The 18613-nt window shown below is 63.5% G+C and carries 14 protein-coding genes; 5 read left to right on the top strand and 9 right to left on the bottom strand.

The window, feature by feature from the left end:
• Positions 1 to 4: 4 nt before the first annotated feature.
• Positions 5 to 1144: an OpgC domain-containing protein gene (locus tag N430_RS08575; protein WP_110636181.1), complete on the bottom strand. Its 1140-nt coding sequence runs from the start codon at positions 1142 to 1144 to the stop codon at positions 5 to 7.
• A gap of 186 nt (positions 1145 to 1330) precedes the next feature.
• Here N430_RS08575 and N430_RS08570 point away from each other — a divergent pair, with 186 nt between their 5' ends.
• Genes N430_RS08570 through N430_RS08560 form a run of 3 tightly spaced genes read left to right on the top strand, consistent with a single transcriptional unit; the run spans position 1331 to position 4214 of the window.
• Positions 1331 to 1711 carry a GtrA family protein gene (locus N430_RS08570; protein ID WP_110636184.1) on the top strand — a complete coding sequence of 127 codons (381 nt, stop codon included), beginning with the start codon at positions 1331 to 1333 and terminating at the stop codon, positions 1709 to 1711.
• The gene (locus N430_RS08565; protein WP_110636186.1) at positions 1696 to 2661 is read left to right on the top strand and encodes a glycosyltransferase family 2 protein; all 966 of its coding nucleotides are present in this window, start codon (positions 1696 to 1698) and stop codon (positions 2659 to 2661) included. Before N430_RS08570 ends, N430_RS08565 begins: the two co-directional genes overlap by 16 nt.
• On the top strand, positions 2658 to 4214 hold the full coding sequence (locus N430_RS08560; protein WP_110636189.1) for a glycosyltransferase family 39 protein: 1557 nt from the start codon (positions 2658 to 2660) through the stop codon (positions 4212 to 4214). Before N430_RS08565 ends, N430_RS08560 begins: the two co-directional genes overlap by 4 nt.
• Here the strand turns inward: N430_RS08560 and N430_RS08555 are convergent.
• Positions 4193 to 5812, bottom strand: coding sequence for an FMN-binding glutamate synthase family protein (locus N430_RS08555; protein ID WP_110636192.1), 1620 nt, complete (start codon positions 5810 to 5812; stop codon positions 4193 to 4195). The two genes, N430_RS08560 and N430_RS08555, sit on opposite strands and share 22 nt — an antisense overlap.
• A gap of 145 nt (positions 5813 to 5957) precedes the next feature.
• Complete coding sequence (locus tag N430_RS08550) at positions 5958 to 10256, bottom strand: DEAD/DEAH box helicase (RefSeq protein WP_110636195.1); 4299 nt, start codon at positions 10254 to 10256, stop codon at positions 5958 to 5960.
• 90 nt (positions 10257 to 10346) lie between these two features.
• Here N430_RS08550 and N430_RS08545 point away from each other — a divergent pair, with 90 nt between their 5' ends.
• Positions 10347 to 10760: an NUDIX domain-containing protein gene (locus N430_RS08545; protein WP_110636199.1), complete on the top strand. Its 414-nt coding sequence runs from the start codon at positions 10347 to 10349 to the stop codon at positions 10758 to 10760.
• On the opposite strand, the gene metR is transcribed toward N430_RS08545, so the two are convergent.
• A complete protein-coding gene (gene metR, locus N430_RS08540) occupies positions 10744 to 11661 on the bottom strand; it encodes a transcriptional regulator MetR (protein WP_060512723.1) in 918 nt (305 codons plus the stop codon). The two genes, N430_RS08545 and metR, sit on opposite strands and share 17 nt — an antisense overlap.
• Positions 11662 to 11858: 197 nt before the next feature.
• On the opposite strand from metR, the gene N430_RS08535 reads away from it, so the two are divergent.
• The gene (locus N430_RS08535) at positions 11859 to 12854 is read left to right on the top strand and encodes an alpha/beta fold hydrolase (RefSeq protein WP_110636202.1); all 996 of its coding nucleotides are present in this window, start codon (positions 11859 to 11861) and stop codon (positions 12852 to 12854) included.
• 180 nt (positions 12855 to 13034) lie between these two features.
• Here N430_RS08535 and N430_RS08530 read toward each other — a convergent pair whose 3' ends face one another.
• The 5 genes from N430_RS08530 to N430_RS08510 form a co-directional block, all read right to left on the bottom strand.
• Entirely contained in the window at positions 13035 to 14363 is a 1329-nt protein-coding gene (locus N430_RS08530) for a sigma-54 dependent transcriptional regulator (protein WP_110636205.1), read from the bottom strand.
• Positions 14360 to 16264, bottom strand: a complete 1905-nt coding sequence (locus N430_RS08525; protein ID WP_110636208.1) for an ATP-binding protein — start codon at positions 16262 to 16264, stop codon at positions 14360 to 14362. Before N430_RS08525 ends, N430_RS08530 begins: the two co-directional genes overlap by 4 nt.
• A gap of 69 nt (positions 16265 to 16333) precedes the next feature.
• Positions 16334 to 17068, bottom strand: a complete 735-nt coding sequence (locus N430_RS08520) for an amino acid ABC transporter ATP-binding protein (protein ID WP_103449395.1) — start codon at positions 17066 to 17068, stop codon at positions 16334 to 16336.
• Positions 17065 to 17736 carry an amino acid ABC transporter permease gene (locus N430_RS08515; protein ID WP_110636211.1) on the bottom strand — a complete coding sequence of 224 codons (672 nt, stop codon included), beginning with the start codon at positions 17734 to 17736 and terminating at the stop codon, positions 17065 to 17067. Before N430_RS08515 ends, N430_RS08520 begins: the two co-directional genes overlap by 4 nt.
• The gene (locus N430_RS08510) at positions 17737 to 18483 is read right to left on the bottom strand and encodes an amino acid ABC transporter permease (protein WP_110636214.1); all 747 of its coding nucleotides are present in this window, start codon (positions 18481 to 18483) and stop codon (positions 17737 to 17739) included.
• Positions 18484 to 18613: the final 130 nt, after the last annotated feature.

Genomic DNA, 18613 nt, shown 5'->3' with positions numbered 1-18613 from the left:
GCAGCTAGGCTGCCCCTTGTCCCGCCACTGCGCACGCTTCTCTGGGTTGCCCCAGCTGCTTGCTCCATTCCAGCCACCCCGCCAGCAACAGCATGGCCAGCAGCCCGCCCAGCGCGGTCAGCAACTGCACCGGCCAGCGATCCCCACCCATCGCATTGAACATGTCCGCCATCGGCGCCAGCAACACGCCCAGGCAGAACACCTCCAGCGAATAGCGCCCCATCCTGCAACTCTGCCGCGCCACCCAACCTTGCAGCCACGGGCCGCTGAGCACCAGCTTGGCAGTGCAGTAAGCCAGCGCCAGGAACTGCACCAACCGCAGCGGTGAGAGATTGGTCTTGTCGATCGGGTACAGCCATTCGCCCAGCCAGCGTGGGATCAGTACGTCGTGCAGTGCCGTCCAGCGCCAGGACAGGGTAATCAGCGCGCTGGCCAGCACCACGACCGCTGCGGCCACGAACAGCGGTTGGCGCCATACCCGGAAGGGCGTTTGCGTTTCGGTGCGCTGCCCACGCAGCGCTGCTGCGCCACCGAGCACGAACAGCAATTGCCAGGCAAACGGGTTGAAATACCAGACCCCACCTGCCTGAGCCGGCAGGTTCCACTTGAACACCTGCACCAGTACATACAGCCCCAGCGACAGGCCCACAGCCAGCGCCAGACGCTGCATCAACAGTGGCAGCAGCAGCGGCAAGCCCAGCAACAACAGGATGTACAGCGGCAGCGGGTCCATCAGGTTGGGCTTGAAACGCAGCATCAGTTCGTCCACCAGCGCTTGCTGCGGGTCGTGGAGGAAGTAGCTCAGCCCCATGCCCTCGATCATGTCCCGCTGGGCATGGTGGTTGGCGACGAACACCATGCCCATCAGCAGCGCCAGCAGGAAGATATGCGCCACGTACAACACCCAGACCCGGCGCAGGATGCGCATGCTCGCCACCAGCCAGCCTTCGCGCCGGGCGACCTTGCCATAGGCCAGCACTGCTGCGTAGCCGGCAAGGAACACGAAGATCTCCGCCGCGTCGCTGAAGCCGATATTGCGCACGGTGAAGTTGCCCAGCGGGTTGTCGGGGATGTGATCCCAGAAGATGAACACCAGCGCCAGGCCACGGAAGAAGTCGATGCGAAGGTCGCGGCCGTTGTTCATGGTCAGTGCCCTGCTCTGGAGGTGGGAAGGAAGATCGTCTGGTGCACCAGGCGGTTCCCTTCGCCTCTGCCAAGTTGATTGATGGCCGCTACGCCATCACCGTCAACTGGCATTTTTGTCAGTAGTTCCCTTGCAGTAATTCACCTAGTTTTGTGCACAAGCCAGTCAAGCAAGGCTCGAAGACGCATGCAGCGCAGAATGCCGGCATTTCTCAAGTACCTGATCGTGGGCATCTTCAACACCATTATTCACGCAGCGGTGTTTGCCGCGTTGCAGGTGGCTGGCAACGACCAGGCCCTCAGCAACCTGCTGGCATTCATCGTTGCGCTGTCCTTTTCCTTCATGGCCAATGCCTGGTTCACCTTCAGGGTGCCCGTTTCGCTCGTGCGCTACTGCGTGTTCGTGGCGGGGATGGGCAGCCTCAGTGCGTCACTGGGGTACCTCGCCGACAGCCAAGGCTGGCCACCGCCGTTGACCGTCGGGCTGTTCTGCCTGGTCAGCGCGCTGCTGGGCTTTGTGTTTGCACGATGGGTCTTCACGGAGAAGCGTAGATGGATATTTCGCTGATCGTGCCGGTATTCAATGAAGAGCAGGCGATCAGGCCGTTCTATGACGCGGTGCGAAGAGCGCTTGTCAACCAAGCTGATCAGGTCGAGCTGATCTTCATCAATGACGGTAGTCAGGATGAAACCGAAAAACAGATCCGCCAACTGATCGCCGGTGATCCTGATGTTGCCCTCATCGACCTTTCACGCAACTTCGGCAAGGAAGCCGCGCTGTTCGCCGGGCTGGAACAGGCCTGTGGCGATGCCGTCATTCCAATCGACGTCGACCTGCAAGACCCGGTCGAAGTGATTCCCAAGCTGATCGAACAATGGCGGGCAGGCTTCGATGTGGTGCTCGCCAAACGTCGCGACCGTTCATGCGACAGTTACTTGAAGCGATGCACGGCTGCGGGGTTCTACTGCCTGCTCAACTGCATTTCGCAGATTCGCATCGAGGAAAACGTGGGTGATTTCCGCCTGCTCGATCGCAAGGTCGTGGAGGTGATCAAGTCGATGCCTGAACAGCAACTGTTCATGAAAGGCATGCTGTCGTGGCCTGGCTTCAAGACTGCGGTGGTCGAGTATGAGCGCGCTTCGCGCATGGCAGGGAAGAGTCGCTTCAATGGCTGGAAATTGTGGAATCTGGCCCTGGATGGGATTACCTCGTTCAGTACCATGCCGTTGCGACTCTGGACTTATGTAGGCGGTGTAATCGCATTGCTCGCGCTACTGAGTGCGGCCTGCCAGGTTATCGACAAATGGCTGTTTGGCAACCCGGTGCCGGGCTATCCCTCGTTGATGACCGCCATTCTGTTCCTTGGCGGTGTACAGCTGATCGGCATTGGCGTGCTGGGTGAGTACATCGGGCGAATCTACATGGAGTCCAAGCACCGCCCCCGATACGTCATCAGGCGCGTGCTCCGCCGGACCGAAGCCAATGACGGCGCGCCCTTCGTCAAGGAAGTGAGATGAACATGCCAACTGCCAAAGCTGCTCGAACCGGTTGGCTGCTGGCGTGCATGGGGGTCGTCGGGCTGGCATGCATGGCGCGTCTTTATCACGTAACGCATCCGGTGCTCTGGTTGGACGAGGCCTATTCCGTGACGCTAGCGGCCATGCCGCTTGCGCAGATCATTTTGCATACCGCTCGTGATGTACATCCGCCGCTCTACTACCTCTTGCTGCATTTCTGGATGGATGCATTCGGCAACAGTCTGCTGGCTGTGCGAGGGATGAGTGTTTTTTTTGGCTGCCTTACTGTGGCGGTAGCCATCAAAATGACAACACTCTTGGCCACGCGCAGCGTTGCGTTGATTGCAGGAATTCTGCTGGCTTTACTTCCGGTGGCGGTACGTTATAGCCAGGAAGTGCGCATGTACGCGCTCACCGGATTTTTGCTGTTGGCTGCGACACTGATGTTGATGCACTGGGTCATGCAGCCGTGGCGTCTGCGTTACTTGGTCGGTTATGGTCTGCTAATGACAGCAGCGCTGTATAGCCACTATTTTTCAATGTTGGCCGTGGTATCGCACTGGCTGTACTTGCAGCTCTGCAATGGTAAGCAGGGCAAGCAACCGATCCAATCAAGGGCATGGTGGATCTGCAACGTGTCGATTGCGCTCGCTTATGTGCCCTGGTTACCCAGCTTCTGGGGTCAGCTAGGGCATACCGCGTGGGTGAGTTGGGTACCTGAAGTCACATTGCAAACACTACCCTCGACGTTTTGGCTGTTTTTTGCGTTCGGCGCTGGGGAAGGTTATTCGCGGTGGTTGTTCTGGCTCATTCCACTGGTAATCGTCGGCGCTTCCATCAGCATGGCGGCCAGTGACAGGCATCCCTGCAAACCTGTGACCCTGATCTTCGCAACGAGCTATGTACCGCTGTTGCTGGCATGGCTCGGGTCTTATGCCGCTTCGTTATTCATGATTCGCTACTTGTCCTTCACCGCCAATGGAATGGCAATCCTCGTGGCATTGATCCTGGCCAGATTGGCAGCACAGTCGCGGGTTTGGTTACTGGCGCTTCTGGTTTGTCTGGCCTGGCAAGGGGTAGGCTTGCACCGCTTGTACAATGAAGAGCAAAACTTGAATGGTTTGACTGACTGGCGAGAAATCCGTCTGGATGTCGTCGTTGAAAAACTGAGTCAGCAATGGCAAGCCGGTGACGTGATCGTGGTTGATGATGTGTTCTGGTATTACACCGTTCAGTACTACAACAAGACTGGCAGTGAAGTACTGATTTATCAGAACGGGGAACAGGGCGACAATTCAGGGCAGCTTGCTTCGACCTTTGGCTGGAAATCATTGTTCTATCCGAAATCAGAGCAGATTTTGATTTCTGACCTGAATACGCTCGCATCCAGATCCAGCAGGGTCTGGTGGGTGGGCGTCAGGGAAAACTCAAGTGTCGGGCAGCGTCTGCCCAACACCTGGAACCTGAAAGAAAAGCTGGCGCAGGGGCAAGCTCAAGCATTGCTGTACGTCTTGGCAAACCCAAGGGCATCTCAAGCGGCAGCGTCACCATGAGGTTCGAAGCTGTCCGCCCGGGCCATCTGCCACATACGCGAATAGAACTGCCCGTTAACCTCGCCGGTCAGTAGTTCCCCAGGCTTGAGGAACACATGCATCTGCGAGAACAGCTTGATCTCGGTGGCCGACACGCGTCGTACCAGGTGCTTGGCCTCCAGCTGCGCGGGGTGCTCAAGGCCCGCTGCGGCCAGCATCTCGGCCAGCGCACGCAGGGTGTTGTGGTGGAAGTTCAGCACCCGCTGGGCCTTGTCCGGCACCACCAGGGCGCGTTGGCGCAACGGGTCTTGCGTGGCTACGCCGGTCGGGCACTTGTTGGTGTGGCAGCTCTGCGACTGGATGCAGCCAATGGCGAACATGAACCCGCGCGCCGAGTTGGCCCAGTCGGCGCCGATGGCCAGCACGCTGGCGATGTCGAAGGCGCTGACGATCTTGCCGCTGGCGCCGAGCTTGATCTTGTCGCGCAGGTTCAGGCCGACCAGGGTGTTGTGCACGAACAGCAGACCTTCACGCAGCGGCACGCCGATGTGGTCGGTGAACTCCACTGGCGCGGCGCCGGTGCCGCCTTCCTTGCCATCGACCACGATGAAGTCGGGGAGGATGCCGGTTTCCAGCATGGCCTTGGCGATGCCCATGAACTCCCATGGGTGGCCGAGGCAGAACTTGAACCCCACCGGCTTGCCACCGGACAGCTCGCGCAGCTGGGCAATGAAATGCATCATCTCGATCGGGGTGGAGAAGGCGCTGTGGCGCGATGGCGAAATGCAGTCCTCGCCCATCAGCACGCCACGGGTTTCGGCAATTTCCTGGGTCACCTTGTGCTTGGGCAGGATGCCGCCGTGGCCGGGCTTGGCACCCTGGCTCATCTTGATCTCGATCATCCGCACCTGCGGCGTGCGCGCCTGGGCGGCGAAGCGTTCCGGGTCGAAGCGGCCGTCAGCGGTGCGGCAGCCGAAGTAGCCGCTGCCCAGTTCCCACACCAGGTCGCCACCGTTTTCGCGGTGGTAGGGGCTGATGCTGCCTTCGCCGGTGTCGTGGTGGAAGTTGCCCAGCTTGGCACCCTTGTTCAGGGCGCGGATGGCGTTGGCACTGAGCGAGCCGAAGCTCATGGCCGAGATGTTGAAGATCGACGCCGAATACGGCTGGCTGCACTGCGGGCCGCCGACGATGACCCGGAAGCTTGCCGGGTCGGTCAGTGGCGCCGGGCGCATGGAGTGGCCGATGAACTCGAAGCCCGACTCGTAGACGTCGATCAGGGTGCCGAAGGGTTTGTCCGAGGCTTCGTTCTTGGCCCGGGCGTACACCAGCGAGCGTTGGGCACGGGAGAAGGGCAGGGCGTCGCTGTCGGCTTCCAGCAGATACTGGCGGATTTCCGGGCGGATGGCCTCGACCAGGTAGCGGATGTTGCCAAGGATCGGATAGTTGCGGCGTACCGCGTGGCGTTGTTGCAGCAGGTCGAACACCCCGATCAGGCTGAGTACCCCGGTGACCAGGGTGAACGGCCACAGCCATTCGTGGTGGAGGAACGGCAGGCTCGCCAGGGTGAACAGTACGCAGGCGGTGAAGAAGGCATAGCGGCTGAGAAGTGACAGGCTCATACGGGATCCTTGCGATGGCGCGGTCAGGCTCAGGGCCTGGGGCAAACCCCGACCATAGCCAACTTGTGTGGCAGTGCAAATCAAAATCGGGGTAGCGAAAATCATTCTCGTCCGTGGGTGTTCGCCGACAGATGTGCAGCGCCTATCAGATCGAGCGCTGCAATCCTGTCGGCGTACGCATCAATGTATCCTTCCAGCTCGCTTGCTCCTGCGCCGACCCCTCCACCAGATAGCTGTACCTCCCAGCCACCCGCACAGCCACCGGCACACCATCGCGATACAGCAGCCGGTTGCCACCCACCGCAGGCACTTTCGCCCCAGGCAGCAGCGTCCCGATCAGGTTCAGCGGGTCGCTCGCACTCACCACCACCAAGCCTGCATCCAAGGCGCGTCGGCGTACTTGCCTCAGCAACCCGACCGCTTCCGGCAAGGCGAATTGCTCTCCTGCCAGCCCGGCAATGAACCGCCCACCACGAATCTCGCCACGTGCTTCCAGGCGGTGATAGCAACGCAGCAGCTCGCGCCAGGGTGGTAGCACATCGCTTTCCCGCTCCAGCAGCCGCCAGCAGATCACCCCATAGCGCCGCAGCAGGGCGCGGGCAATATGCTCCAAGCGTTGGTACTCGTCGACAGTGCCGCCGCCCCGCCGCAACAAGGCCCAGCGCCCGGCATGGGCCATACTGCTCGACAGCGGCGGGTGGCCGCGCCGGCTGTTGCGGGAGCTGCGCTTGGCGGCAGGGGTAATCAGGCTGCGCAGGCCAGTGAAACTGTCGGCGCCCACCAGGCCGGCACCCACCAGTTCCTGCAATGCCGCTTCCAGCTCGCTGGGCAGCAGGTGGGCATCGCTGGTCAGTTCGTCGAAGAACAACGCCCCTTGGGCCTGCAGCGCTTCAAGTACTCGTTGTGCCCGCCCGCCAAGTGCTTCCCGGGCAGGCTCGGGGGCGAGGCTACGCCATAGGCCCATGTGCTCACGCGTCAGCAACACCAACGGCGTGCTCGACAAGGTATTGCTGGCCAACGTCGCCGCCAGGCGGCTCCAGGCAAACTGCCCGCTGCGGCAGGCATCGTCCAGCCAGTGCGGGCTGTAATCCTTGATTCGAGCAGGCAGCAGTTCCGCCTCCCAGGCGCCGGCGGCACTGGGGAAGCCCTGCAACTGCCCCAGCACTTCGGCCACGGCTTGGGGGCCTCGCAAACGCTCGTCAGGGGCCAGGTGCTGCCAGTCGAACAGAAAACGCATGAAGTCCTGCAGGCTGACTGGCTCGATCTCCCGGCGCAGGCGTTTCACCGTGTAACGATGGATGCGCGCCAGCAGGTGGCGCTCACACCATTGCAGGTCCAGCGCCCCTGGGCTGAAGTGGCCGCGCAATACGAAGCCTTCGGCTTCCAGGCGGGCCAGCGCCTGCTCGACCTCAGCAGCAGGCTTGCCCAGAGGTGCGGCAATCTGTGCCACGCTCAGTGGGCCGTAGCCGCTCAAGCGGGTGCGTAGCAGTTCGCTCAGTGCGCTGTCCGGGTCGATGGCCTGGTCGAAGCTGGGCAGTACCTCCAGCGCGGGTTCCTGGCGCGAAGCCGGATACAGCGTTTGCAGCAGGTTCAGGCGTTCGCGTGCCAGCCAAAGTCTTTCATCGATCAGGCGCATGGCCCGTCCGGCCTTGGCCAGTTGGCGCAGCAGCAGCTCCCAGCTCGGGTTGTCCTGGACTTCGTCATGGCTGATGGCGCCCAGGGTCATCAGTGCCTCGTGCATCTCGTCGGCGTTGCCCGGCTGCGGCCAGGCCTCGGCCTGCACGGCGGTGATCGCATCGGCGTCCAGCGCGCCGAGGTCATCGCCCCTGTGCATTTCATTCCAGCGCCTGTTGAGCACCGCCTGGGTACGCCGCTCTTCGAGCGGCGCGTCATCAAGAAAGGCGTATGGCCTGGCATTGAGAATGGCCGAGGCCAGCGGCGAGGGGGCTGGCAGGTCGCGGCACAGCAGGCGCACCTGGCCGCTTTCCATGCGCCGCAACAACGCCAGCCAGCCCTCGCAGTCCATGGCTTCGTGCAGGCAGTCATCGAGGGTCTGCTCGACCAGTGGGTGGTCGGGGACCTGCCGTTCACCGACGATGTTTTCCAGGCAGGCGATCTGGTCGGGGAACACCGCAGCGATCAGGTCTTCGCTCTTCATGCGCTGGATCTGCGGCGCCACCTTGCGCCCGCCGACGAAGCGCGGCAGGGCCATGGCCACGCCCGCATTCCAGCGCCAGCGCACGCCGAACAGCGGGGCGTCGAGCAGGGCCTGGATGAGGATCTGTTCGGCGCTGCGGCTGTTGAGGTAGCGCCACACTTCATCCAGCTCGAAACTGTGGCTGGTCGACAGCGACAGCACGATGGCGTCTTCGCTGGCCGCAGCCTGCAATTCGAAATTGAAGGTGCGGCAGAAGCGCTTGCGCAGGGCCAGGCCCCAGGCACGGTTGATGCGGCTGCCATAGGGCGAATGGATGATCAGCTGGGTGCCACCGGACTCGTCGAAGAAGCGTTCCATCACCAAGGTCTGTTGCGAGGGCAGGGCACCCAGCACTTCGTGGGCACGACCGAGGTAGTCGATCAACTGGCTGGCGCTGGCTTCGTTCAAATCGAGTGCGCTCTGCAGCCACTGCTGCACCGCAGCAAGATCACCGTCGTTCAGCACCAGCTGTTCATCGATGCGTGCCTGCAGCCGGGCAACCGCAGCGGACAGTTCATCGCTGCGCCCTGGTGCTTCGCCAAGCCAGAACGGGATGGTGGGCGGCAGGCCCTGGGCATCCTCGACCCGCACCCGGCCTGGCTCGACCCGCAGGATGCGGTAGGACGCATTGCCCAGCTGAAAGATATCGCCAGCGATGCTCTCCACGGCGAAGTCTTCGTTGACGCTGCCGATGTTCAGCGCCTGTGGCTCGAGCAGCACCGCATAGTCAGCATTGTCGGGAATGGTGCCGCCGCTGGTCAGCGCCGTCAGCTGGCTACCCCGGCGGCCGCGCAAGGTGCCACTGACTGCATCGCGGTGCAGGTAGGCGCTGCGGATGCCCTGGCGGCCGTTGTAGCCTTCGGCGAGCATGCGCAGTAGCGATTGGTAATGCGCTGGGTCGAGCTCTGCGTAGGGCGTTGCCTGGCGCAGGCAGTCGAACAACGCCTGTTCCTGCCAGGCCTGGTTGCTGGCCTCGGCGACGATCTGTTGGGCCAGCACGTCCAGCGGGGCCTTGGGGATGTGCAGTTCATCGAGTTCGCCAAGGCGGATACAGTCGAGCAAGGCCGCGCATTCGATCAAGTCGTCTCGCGAGGTCGCAAACAGCCGCCCTTTGGGAATGCCATCGACCTGGTGCCCGGAGCGCCCGACACGCTGCAGGAAGGCGGCGATCGAGCCAGGCGACTCGATCTGGCAGACCAGGTCGACATCGCCAATGTCGATACCCAGCTCCAGCGAAGCGGTGGCCACCAGTACCTGCAGTTGGCCGTTTTTCAGGCGCTGTTCGGCGTCCAGGCGCAGCTCCTTGGCCAGGCTGCCATGGTGGGCGGCCACCGCTTCCTTGCCCAGGCGGTCGCTGAGGTGGCGAGTGATGCGCTCGGCCAGGCGCCGGGTATTGACGAACACCAGCGTGGTGCGGTGTTCGCGGGCGAGGGCCGCCAGGCGGTCATAAACCAGGCCCCAGACGTCCGTGGCCATGACGGCGCCGAGTGGTACCGGCGGCACTTCAATGGCGAGGTCGCGCTGGCGCGCATGGCCGACGTCGACGATCGCGCAAGGGCGTTGCTGACCGACCAGAAACTGCGCCACGCGCTCCACTGGCCGCTGGGTGGCGGACAGGCCGATGCGCCGCAGCGGGCGCCCGCACAGGGCCTGCAAGCGTTCCAGGGTCAGCGCCAGGTGGGCGCCGCGCTTGTTGCCTGCCAGGGCGTGGATTTCGTCGACGATGACGGTGTGCACGCTGGCAAGGCCTTCGCGCCCAGAGGCCGAGCCCATCAATACGTAGAGCGATTCGGGCGTGGTCACCAGGATATGAGGGGCCAGTTTGCGCATTGCCGCACGTTCCTTCTGCGGCGTATCGCCGGTGCGCACGGCTGTGGTGATGCATGGGGCTTTCAGACCCTGATCCTGAAGTGCCTGGCTGATGCCTTCGAGCGGCGCCTGCAGGTTTAGGCTGATATCGTTGGACAGCGCCTTGAGTGGCGAGACGTAGACGACCTGAGTGTGCGCAGGCAGCTCGCCGCCCTGCTCAAGGCCCCCGCGGAACAGTTCGTCGAGCACGGCCAGGAAGGCGCTCAAGGTCTTGCCCGAACCGGTCGGCGCGGCAAGCAGCATCGATTGGCCGGCATGGATCAGCGGCCAGGCACGGGCCTGGGTATCGGTGACCGTGGCGAAGTGGCGGCGGAACCAGGTGCCGACGGCCGGGTGGAACAGCTCGAGCACCGGGTGCTGGTGGGCTGGCAGGTTCATACGTTGGTTATGGCGGGTCGGCGTCCGCTTGGCAAGGGGCCGTTCGTCGTCGATCTTCTGTAGACTGTCGCCTTTTCAGCGAGCCCACCCATGCCCAACATCATCCGCATCGCCGCCGCCCTGTTGATCGACCCGCAAGGCCGCACCCTGCTGGTGCGCAAGCGTGGCACCCAGGCATTCATGCAGCCCGGTGGCAAGATCGATGCCGGGGAGTCGCCCGTTCAGGCACTGGCGCGCGAACTGTTCGAAGAGCTGGGCCTGCGCATTGACCCTGCCCAGGCTGTGCACCTGGGCCAGTTCAGCGCGCCGGCCGCCAACGAGCCGGGCTTCGAGGTGCAGGCCGAGCTGTTTCGTGTCGACAGCGCCGAGGCCGTAGCCCCGGCGGCGGAGATTGAGGAAGTGGTGTGGTTGGCCGCCGACCAGGCAGCAACCCTGGAGCTGGCACCGCTGACCCGCGACCTGATCCTGCCGCTGTACCGCCAGGCCGTCAGCGTACCGCGCTGACGCCATCGAGGGTGGCGAACGAGGTGTCCTTGGCGGTCAGCAGGAAGTCGCGCATATAGGGGGCATCGAGCATGTCGGTGCGCACCGCCGCATACAGCGTGGCGAACAGGCCTTTCTCGCCCAGGCGCTTGCCCTTCACATAGCCCCGCGAGCTGTACTCGTGCAGCGCCCAGTGCGGCATGCCGCACACGCCGCGGCCGCTGGCCACCAATTGCATCATCATCACCGTCAGCTCGGACGTGCGCACGGCGGCCGGCTCGATGTCGGCCGGCTCCAGGAAGCGGGTAAAGATATCCAGGCGGTCGCGTTCCACCGGGTAGGTGATCAGCGTCTGGTCGAGCAAATCCTGGGGCACCATGTACGGCTTGCTGGCTAGCGGGTGCTGGTTGGCCACGGCGAGCATGGCTTCGTAGGTGAACAGCGGCACGTAGGTGATGCCGGCGAGGTCCAGCGGGTCGGAGGTCACTACCAGGTCGAGGTCGCCACGGGCCAGCGCCGGCAACGGGGCGAAAGCAAAGCCCGAGGCCAGGTCCAGCTCCACTTCCGGCCAGGCATCGCGGAACTGGTCGATGGTCGGCATCAGCCACTGGAAGCAGCTGTGGCATTCGATGGCCATGTGCAGGCGCCCGGCAGTACCACCGGCCAGGCGGGCAATGTCGCGCTCGGCGCCGCGCAGCAGCGGCAGGGTGGCATCGGCCAGTTGCAGCAGGCGCAGGCCGGCGCTGGTGAAGCGGATCGGCTTGGTCTTGCGCACGAACAGTGGCAGGCCCAGGCGCTCTTCAAGTTCTTTGAACTGGTGCGACAGCGCCGACTGGGTCAGGTGCAGCCGTTCGGCGGCCTCCACCAGGCTGTCGGCCTCGCGCAGGGCATGAAGGGTTTTCAGATGGCGGATTTCCAGCACAGCTGACTCCGAGAATATTTTTAAAGTAAACGTTGAATGAGTTGAGTTTCACTCATGTTGACCCAGGCTGTCGACTGGACGATAGGCCGCACCGCTCGGCAGGGTTCATCAAACTGTCACTGAACTGTGGCAGCGCGCCCGAATTAAATTCATCAGACTCGCGCTCTACTGGGGATCTGCATTCTGGTGTTTCTTTCATGCGGGCTTTTCTGCTGTTTTTCTTTCTGCTGTTCAGTGCTTCGGCAAGTTTCGCCGACACGCGCTGCGACGCCCATGTGCCGGTACAACGTGCCGAAATCGGTGAACTGAGCCTGGTCTACCAGAGCGTCGGCGCGCCGCGTGATCCGGCCTTGCTGCTGGTCATGGGCCTGGGTGGGCAACTCATCCACTGGCCTGACGATGTGGTCGAGGCGTTGTGCCGCCAGGGCTTTCGGGTGATTCGCTATGACAACCGCGATGTCGGCCTGTCGCGCTGGAACCAGTTACCGCCTTCGGCCAACCTCACGGTCGAGCTGTTGCGCTACAAGTTGGGCCTGCCGGTATCGGCACCTTATACCCTGACCGACATGGCCAATGATGGCCTGCAGTTGATGAATGCACTGGGCATCCGTCAGTTTCATGTGTTGGGTGTGAGCATGGGCGGAATGATCGCCCAGCACCTGGCCGCCATGGCGCCCGAGCGGGTACGCAGCCTGACCCTGGTCATGTCCAGTTCTGGGGCGGCAGGGCTGCCAGCGCCGGATCCGGCCTTGGTGCAGTTGCTGGCGCGGCGCAGTGCGCCGACTCGTGAGGTGGCCATTGAACAGCAGGCTGACCTGCTGGCTGCGTTGGGCAGCCCGCAGGTGCATGACGATCGGGCGGTGCTGCTGCAGCAGGCGGCGGTGGCGTACGACCGGGCGTACAACCCGGAGGGTGCGAAGCGCCAGATCATGGCGATTCTGGCCGAGCCGAGCCGGGTGCAGTTGCTGAATGAGTTGCGGGTGCCGACGCTGGTGGTGCATGGCACCGCCGACCCGCTATTGCCGGTGATGCACGGCGTGCACCTGGCGGCGCATATCCAGGGGAGCCAGCTTCGATTGATTCCGGGGCTGGCGCACCGCTTCCAGGAGCGATTCAAGGCACCCTTGCTGGCGGCGGTGCTACCTTACCTGCAATCGCACCGGCAGGATGTCACCCATATCGCCGGGCTTTGAATCGGCATCGTCTGCTTCGCGGTGATGCACGCCATTGTAGGAGCGGCCTTGTGTCGCGAAAGGGCTGCGCAGCAGCCCCAGGATTTCTGCGCAATGCATAAATTGCCGGGGCTGCTTTGCAGCCCTTTCGCGACACAAGGCCGCTCCTACAATGGCCGTATCCGCTTTCACGGGTGCCGATCAGCCGAGCCCGTACTTCTTGACCTTGTCAAACAGGGTGGTCTTGGCCATGCCCAGTTCCTGGCTGGCCTGGCTGAGGTTGCCGCCAGTGCGCTGCAAGGCATCGCTGAGCAGGTTGCGCTCGAACGCCTCCACCGCTTCGGCAAACCCGACCCCTTGGCTGGCGCCACCGCTCGGGCCTTTCTTGAACGCTGGTAGCCCAAGGGCATAACGCTCGGCCACGTTGCGCAACTCGCGCACGTTGCCCGGCCAGTCATGGGCCATCAACCGCGACAGGGTCTGGCTGTCCAGCGTCGGTGCTTCGCGGTCGAAGCGCAGCGCCGACTGCTGCAGGAAGTGTTCGAACAGCTGCAGGATGTCTTCCCTACGCTCGCGCAGCGGCGGCAGCTCCAGGGTCACCACGTTCAGGCGGTAGTAAAGGTCGCTGCGGAACTGCCCGGTCTGGCCAAGGGCATCGAGGTCGGATTTGGTGGCTGCAATCACCCGGCAATCCACCGCAATGCTCTGGTTCGAGCCCAGGCGCTCCAGGGTGCGTTCCTGCAGCACGCGCAGCAGTTTGATCTGCAGGTTGATCGGCATGCTTTCCACTTCGTCGAGGAACAGCGTGCCGCCATTGGCGTGTTCGATCTTGCCGATGCGGCGCTTGCCGGCACCGGTGAAGGCGTTGGCTTCGTGGCCAAAGATCTCGCTCTCGAACAGGTTTTCCGGCAAACCGCCGCAGTTCAGCGCCACGAACGGCTGGCCCTGGCGCCGGCTGAAGTCGTGCAGGCAGCGGGCGACCAGCTCTTTGCCGGTGCCGGTTTCACCTTCGATCAGCACGTTGGCCGAGGTATCGGCGACGTTGGCGATCAGCTCGCGCAGGTGCTCCATGGCCGCCGAGCGGCCGATGATTCGCCCCTCCAGGCTGCTCTGTTCGGCCAGTTGCCGGCGCAGGGCCACCACCTCGCGTGACAGCCCGCGCTGTTCCAGCGCACGGCGCACCACATCGACCAGGCGCTCGGGTGAGAACGGCTTCTCCATGAAGTCGTATGCGCCGTTGCGCATGGCACCGACCGCCATGTCGATATCGCCGTGGCCGGTGATCAGCACCACCGGCAGGCTGCGGTCGCGGGCCTTGAGGCGGTTGAGCAGCTCCAGGCCATCGATGCCCGGCAGGCGGATATCACTGACAACGATGCCGGCAAAGTCATCGCCGATACGTTCCAGGGCCTGCTCGGCACTGCCGACGCCCTCGCAAGCGATGTCTTCCAGGGCCAGGGCCTGCTGGCAGCCGAGCAGCACATGCGGGTCGTCTTCGACAATCAGGACGGTAAGTGGCGCTTGGTTCATGGTTGCTCTGCCGATTCGCTGGGGGGCATGACCAGGGGCAGGGCGAGGACGAAGGCCGTGCCGCCGGTGGCGGGGTGCTCGACGTTCAGGCTGCCCTTGGCGGCGGCGGCAAGGCTCGCCGACAGGGTCAGCCCCAGGCCCAGGCCGTGTTCGCCCGGTTTGGTGGTGAAGAAAGGTTCGAACAGGTGCTTGCGGGTTTCGGCATCGATGCCGTGGCCGTTGTCGCGCACCCGCAGGCGGTACTTGTCGCCTTGCAGCTCGCCTTCGAGCCACAACTCGGGCAGCGGCTGGGTGGCCATGGCGTCCAGGGCGTTGCCGATCAGGTTGACCAGGATCTGCTCCAGGCGGGTCTGGTCGATGGCCAGCTGCTGGTCGTCGAACTGATTGTGCAACTGCAGATGGCAGCCGGCAATGCGGTTGCTCAGTACCTGCAAGGACGCCTCCACGGCCTTGGCCAGCGACGCCTGGCCGCTGTCGTCACCGCGCCGGGCGAACGAGCGCAGGCTGGCGGTGATGCGGCCCATGCGGTCGATCAGGTCGTTCATGGTGCGCAGGTTGGTGCTGGCGGTTTCCAGTGCGCCACGCTCGAGGAAGCGCACGGTGTTGCCAGACAGGGTCCGCAGCGCCGCCAGCGGCTGGTTGAGCTCGTGGGCGATGCTGGTGGACATTTGCCCGATCGCCGCGAGCTTGCCGGCCTGGACCAGTTCGTCCTGGGCATGGCGCAGGGTCTGTTCGGCGTGCCGGCGTTCCCGGATCTGGCCCTTGAGCCGTTCGTTGCTGGCGCGCAGGTCGGCGGTGCGGTCGGCGATGCGCCGTTCCAGCTGGCTGTTGGCTTCTTGCAGGGCCTCGCGGGCGGCCAGGCGTGTGGCCACCACCTTGCGCCGCTCGTTCCAGGCGATGCCGAGGATGGTCAGCAGGGCGAACGCCACGCCGACCAGGATGCCCTGGACCATGGACTCGCGGCGCAGGTCTTGCAGTGGGGTGAGCAGGGTGAAGTGCCAGGGCGTGTCGGCCAGGCGCCGGGTCTGCGCCAGGTAGCTCACTTCGTGGGGCTTGCCCTGGGCGGTTTCGGCGTTGGCCGGGAAGGTCAGTTTTTCCACGCCATCGGCGAGGGTTTCGCGGGCCAGCGGCTGTAGTTCGTTCAGCGGCCACCAGTAGTACTGCAGGCTGCGCGCCAGACGCTCCTTGATCTGCGGGGTCAGCGGGCGTACCGATTTCAGGCGCCGCGCCGGGTCGCTGGAGAGAATGATGATGCCGTTCTCGTCGCTGACGAAGGCTTCCAGACGGGCGCGCTGCCAGCGTTCTTCGAGGGTGTCCAGACGCACCTTGATCACCGCCACGCCGATGATCTTGCCGTGTTCTTCCAGGCCGTGGGCCAGGTAATAGCCAGCCTCGCCGGTGGTGCTGCCGATCCCGTAGAAGCGGCCCGGTTCGCCGCGCACGGCACTCTGGAAATAGGCCCGGAATGACAGGTCTTCACCGAGGAATGAGTCGGCATCGCGCCAGTTGCTGCTGGCCTGCACCCGGCCGTTGGTGTCGAGGACGAAGATCGCCCGGCTGCGGCTGCGGCGGTTCAGGCCTTCGAGGTATTCGTTGACGGTCTGCCGGTTGGCGCCATCAGGGTCGGTGAGCAGCTGCGAGACGCTGTCTTCCAGCTCCAGCAGGCTCGGCAGGTAGGTGTACTTGCTGATCTCGCTCTCGACCGTGCGCGCATGCAGTTCCAGCGCACGCTCGCCGCTTTCGCTCAAGGTGCGGATGCCATTGCTCTCGCTGATCAGGAAGCCGGCCATGCCCAGCCCGACCATCAGCAGGATGATCAGGGGCGGCAGCAGCAATTGGCGAATCAGGCGGGATTTCACGGCGGGCTTGGCAGGGAGAAGAAGCGAAGGGTCGCATTTCATCACAGTGGCCTTGTCACGGCCAGCATCCACTGCCGGGCGAACCCGGGCAGCGGTGCCGCTGTTGCCGAATCAGTGTTGCAGGATTTTGCTGAGGAAGTGCTGGGTGCGTTCGTGGCGTGCGCTCGGGTTGCCGAAGAAGTCTTCCTTCTGGCAGTCCTCGATGATGTTGCCCTTGTCCATGAAGATCACGCGGTTGGCCACTTTGCGGGCGAAGCCCATTTCGTGGGTCACGCACATCATGGTCATGCCTTCGTGGGCCAGCTCGACCATCACGTCCAGTACCTCGTTGACCATCTCCGGGTCCAGCGCCGAGGTCGGTTCGTCGAACAGCATGACGATCGGGTCCATCGACAGCGCGCGGGCAATGGCCACGCGCTGCTGCTGACCGCCTGAAAGCTGGCCGGGGTGCTTCTTGGCATGGGCACTGAGGCCGACGCGGTCGAGCAGGGCCAGCCCCTTCTTGGTCGCTTCCGCCTCGCTGCGGCCGAGCACCTTGCGCTGGGCGATGGTCAGGTTCTCGGTGATGCTCAGGTGCGGGAACAGCTCGAAATGCTGGAACACCATGCCGACCCGCGAGCGTAGCTTGGGCAGGTTGGTCTTGGGGTCAGCGATCGAGGTGCCATCGACCACGATGTCGCCTTTCTGGAACGGCTCCAGCGCGTTGACGCACTTGATCAGTGTGGACTTGCCCGAGCCGGACGGGCCGCAGACCACCACCACTTCACCCTTCTTCACTTCAGTGGTGCAGTCGGTCAGCACCTGGAAGTCGCCGTACCACTTGTTGACGTTCTTGATGGAAATCATACGGTGATCCTTTTTTGCAGGCGCTTGACCAGCCACGAAGCGGAGAAGCTGATGACGAAGTACACGGCCCCGGCGAAGATCAGGAACTCATGGGAGCGCCCGATGATGTCGCCGTTGGCACGTGCCGAGTTGAGGAAGTCCACCAGGCCCACGGTGTACACCAGCGAGGTGTCCTGGAACAGGATGATGCTCTGCTGCAGCAGCAGCGGGGTCATCTTGCGGAAGGCCTGGGGCAGGATGATCAGGCGCATGGTCTGGCCGTAGGTCATGCCCAGGGCCTGGGCAGCGCCCATCTGGCCTTTGGAAATCGACTGCACACCGGCGCGGACGATTTCGCAGAAGTAGGCGGCCTCGAACATCATGAACGCCACCACGCACGAGGTGAAGGCACCCACCGGGGTGTCCTCGCCGGTGATCCAGCGCAGCACGAACGGCACCGCCAGGTAGAACCAGGTGATTACCAGCAGCAGCGGGATCGAGCGGAAGTAGTTGACGTAGGCACCGGCTACACGCGACAGCAGCTTGCTCGACGACAGGCGCATCAGCGCCAGGATGGTACCGAGCACGATACCGCCGACCACGCCCATGACCATCAGTTGCAGGGTCATGATCATGCCGTCCCACAGGGCCGGCAGGGCGGGGATGATTTCGCTGAAATCCATGTCCATTTACTTGCCCCCCACGGAGATCAGGCCAGGCACGGCGACTTTCTTCTCGACCATGCGCATCAGCAGCATCAGGCCCATGTTCAGGGTGAAGTAGATCAGCGTGGCCAGGGTGAAGGCCTCGAACAGGTTGGCCGAGAACTCGGCGGTCTGCTTGGTCTGCGCCAGCAGCTCCATCAGGCCGATCAGCGAGGCCACCGAGGAGTTCTTGAACACGTTCAGGAATTCCGAGGTGAGCGGCGGAATGATGATCCGGTAGGCCTGCGGCAGCAGCACGTTATTGTAGATCTGCGGCAGGCTGAAGCCCATGGCGCGGGCAGCGGCTTCCTGGCCGCGGGGCAGCGCCTGGATGCCGGTGCGTACTTGTTCGCAGACGCGGGCGGCGGTGAACAGGCCCAGGCAGATGACCACGCTGATCAGTGCCGAGGTAGTCGGGTTGAGGTCTTGCTTGAACCATTCCTGCAGGCCTTCGGGCAGCAGGTCCGGCACCAGGAAGTACCAGACAAACAGCTGCACCAGCAGCGGCACGTTGCGGAACAGCTCCACATAGGCGGTGGCGATGCCCGATACCAGACGGTTCGGCACGGTACGCATGACGCCGAGGACCGACCCCAGCAGCAATGCGATGATCCAGGCGGAGATGGCGATGGCGATGGTCCAGCCCAGACCGGTGATGTACCAGTCCAGATAGGTCTCGCTGCCCACGCCGGTGGACTTGAAGAACACGCCCCAGTCCCAGTTGTAATTCATCGGGATTTCCCCTCAGACGGTTGTTTCACGGGCACCTTCGAGCATCCGGGGGCGATGAACGCCCTCGGATGAAAGGGTAGACACTAAAGCGTGGCCTGTGGGTTCAATCGTGTGCGGATGCGCACCAGGC

The organism is Pseudomonas sp. CC120222-01a, assembly GCF_003097235.1.
Classification (GTDB): Bacteria; Pseudomonadota; Gammaproteobacteria; order Pseudomonadales; family Pseudomonadaceae; genus Aquipseudomonas.
Note: the sequence above shows the minus strand (reverse complement) of the source record. Positions and strands in the feature narration are given on the sequence as shown.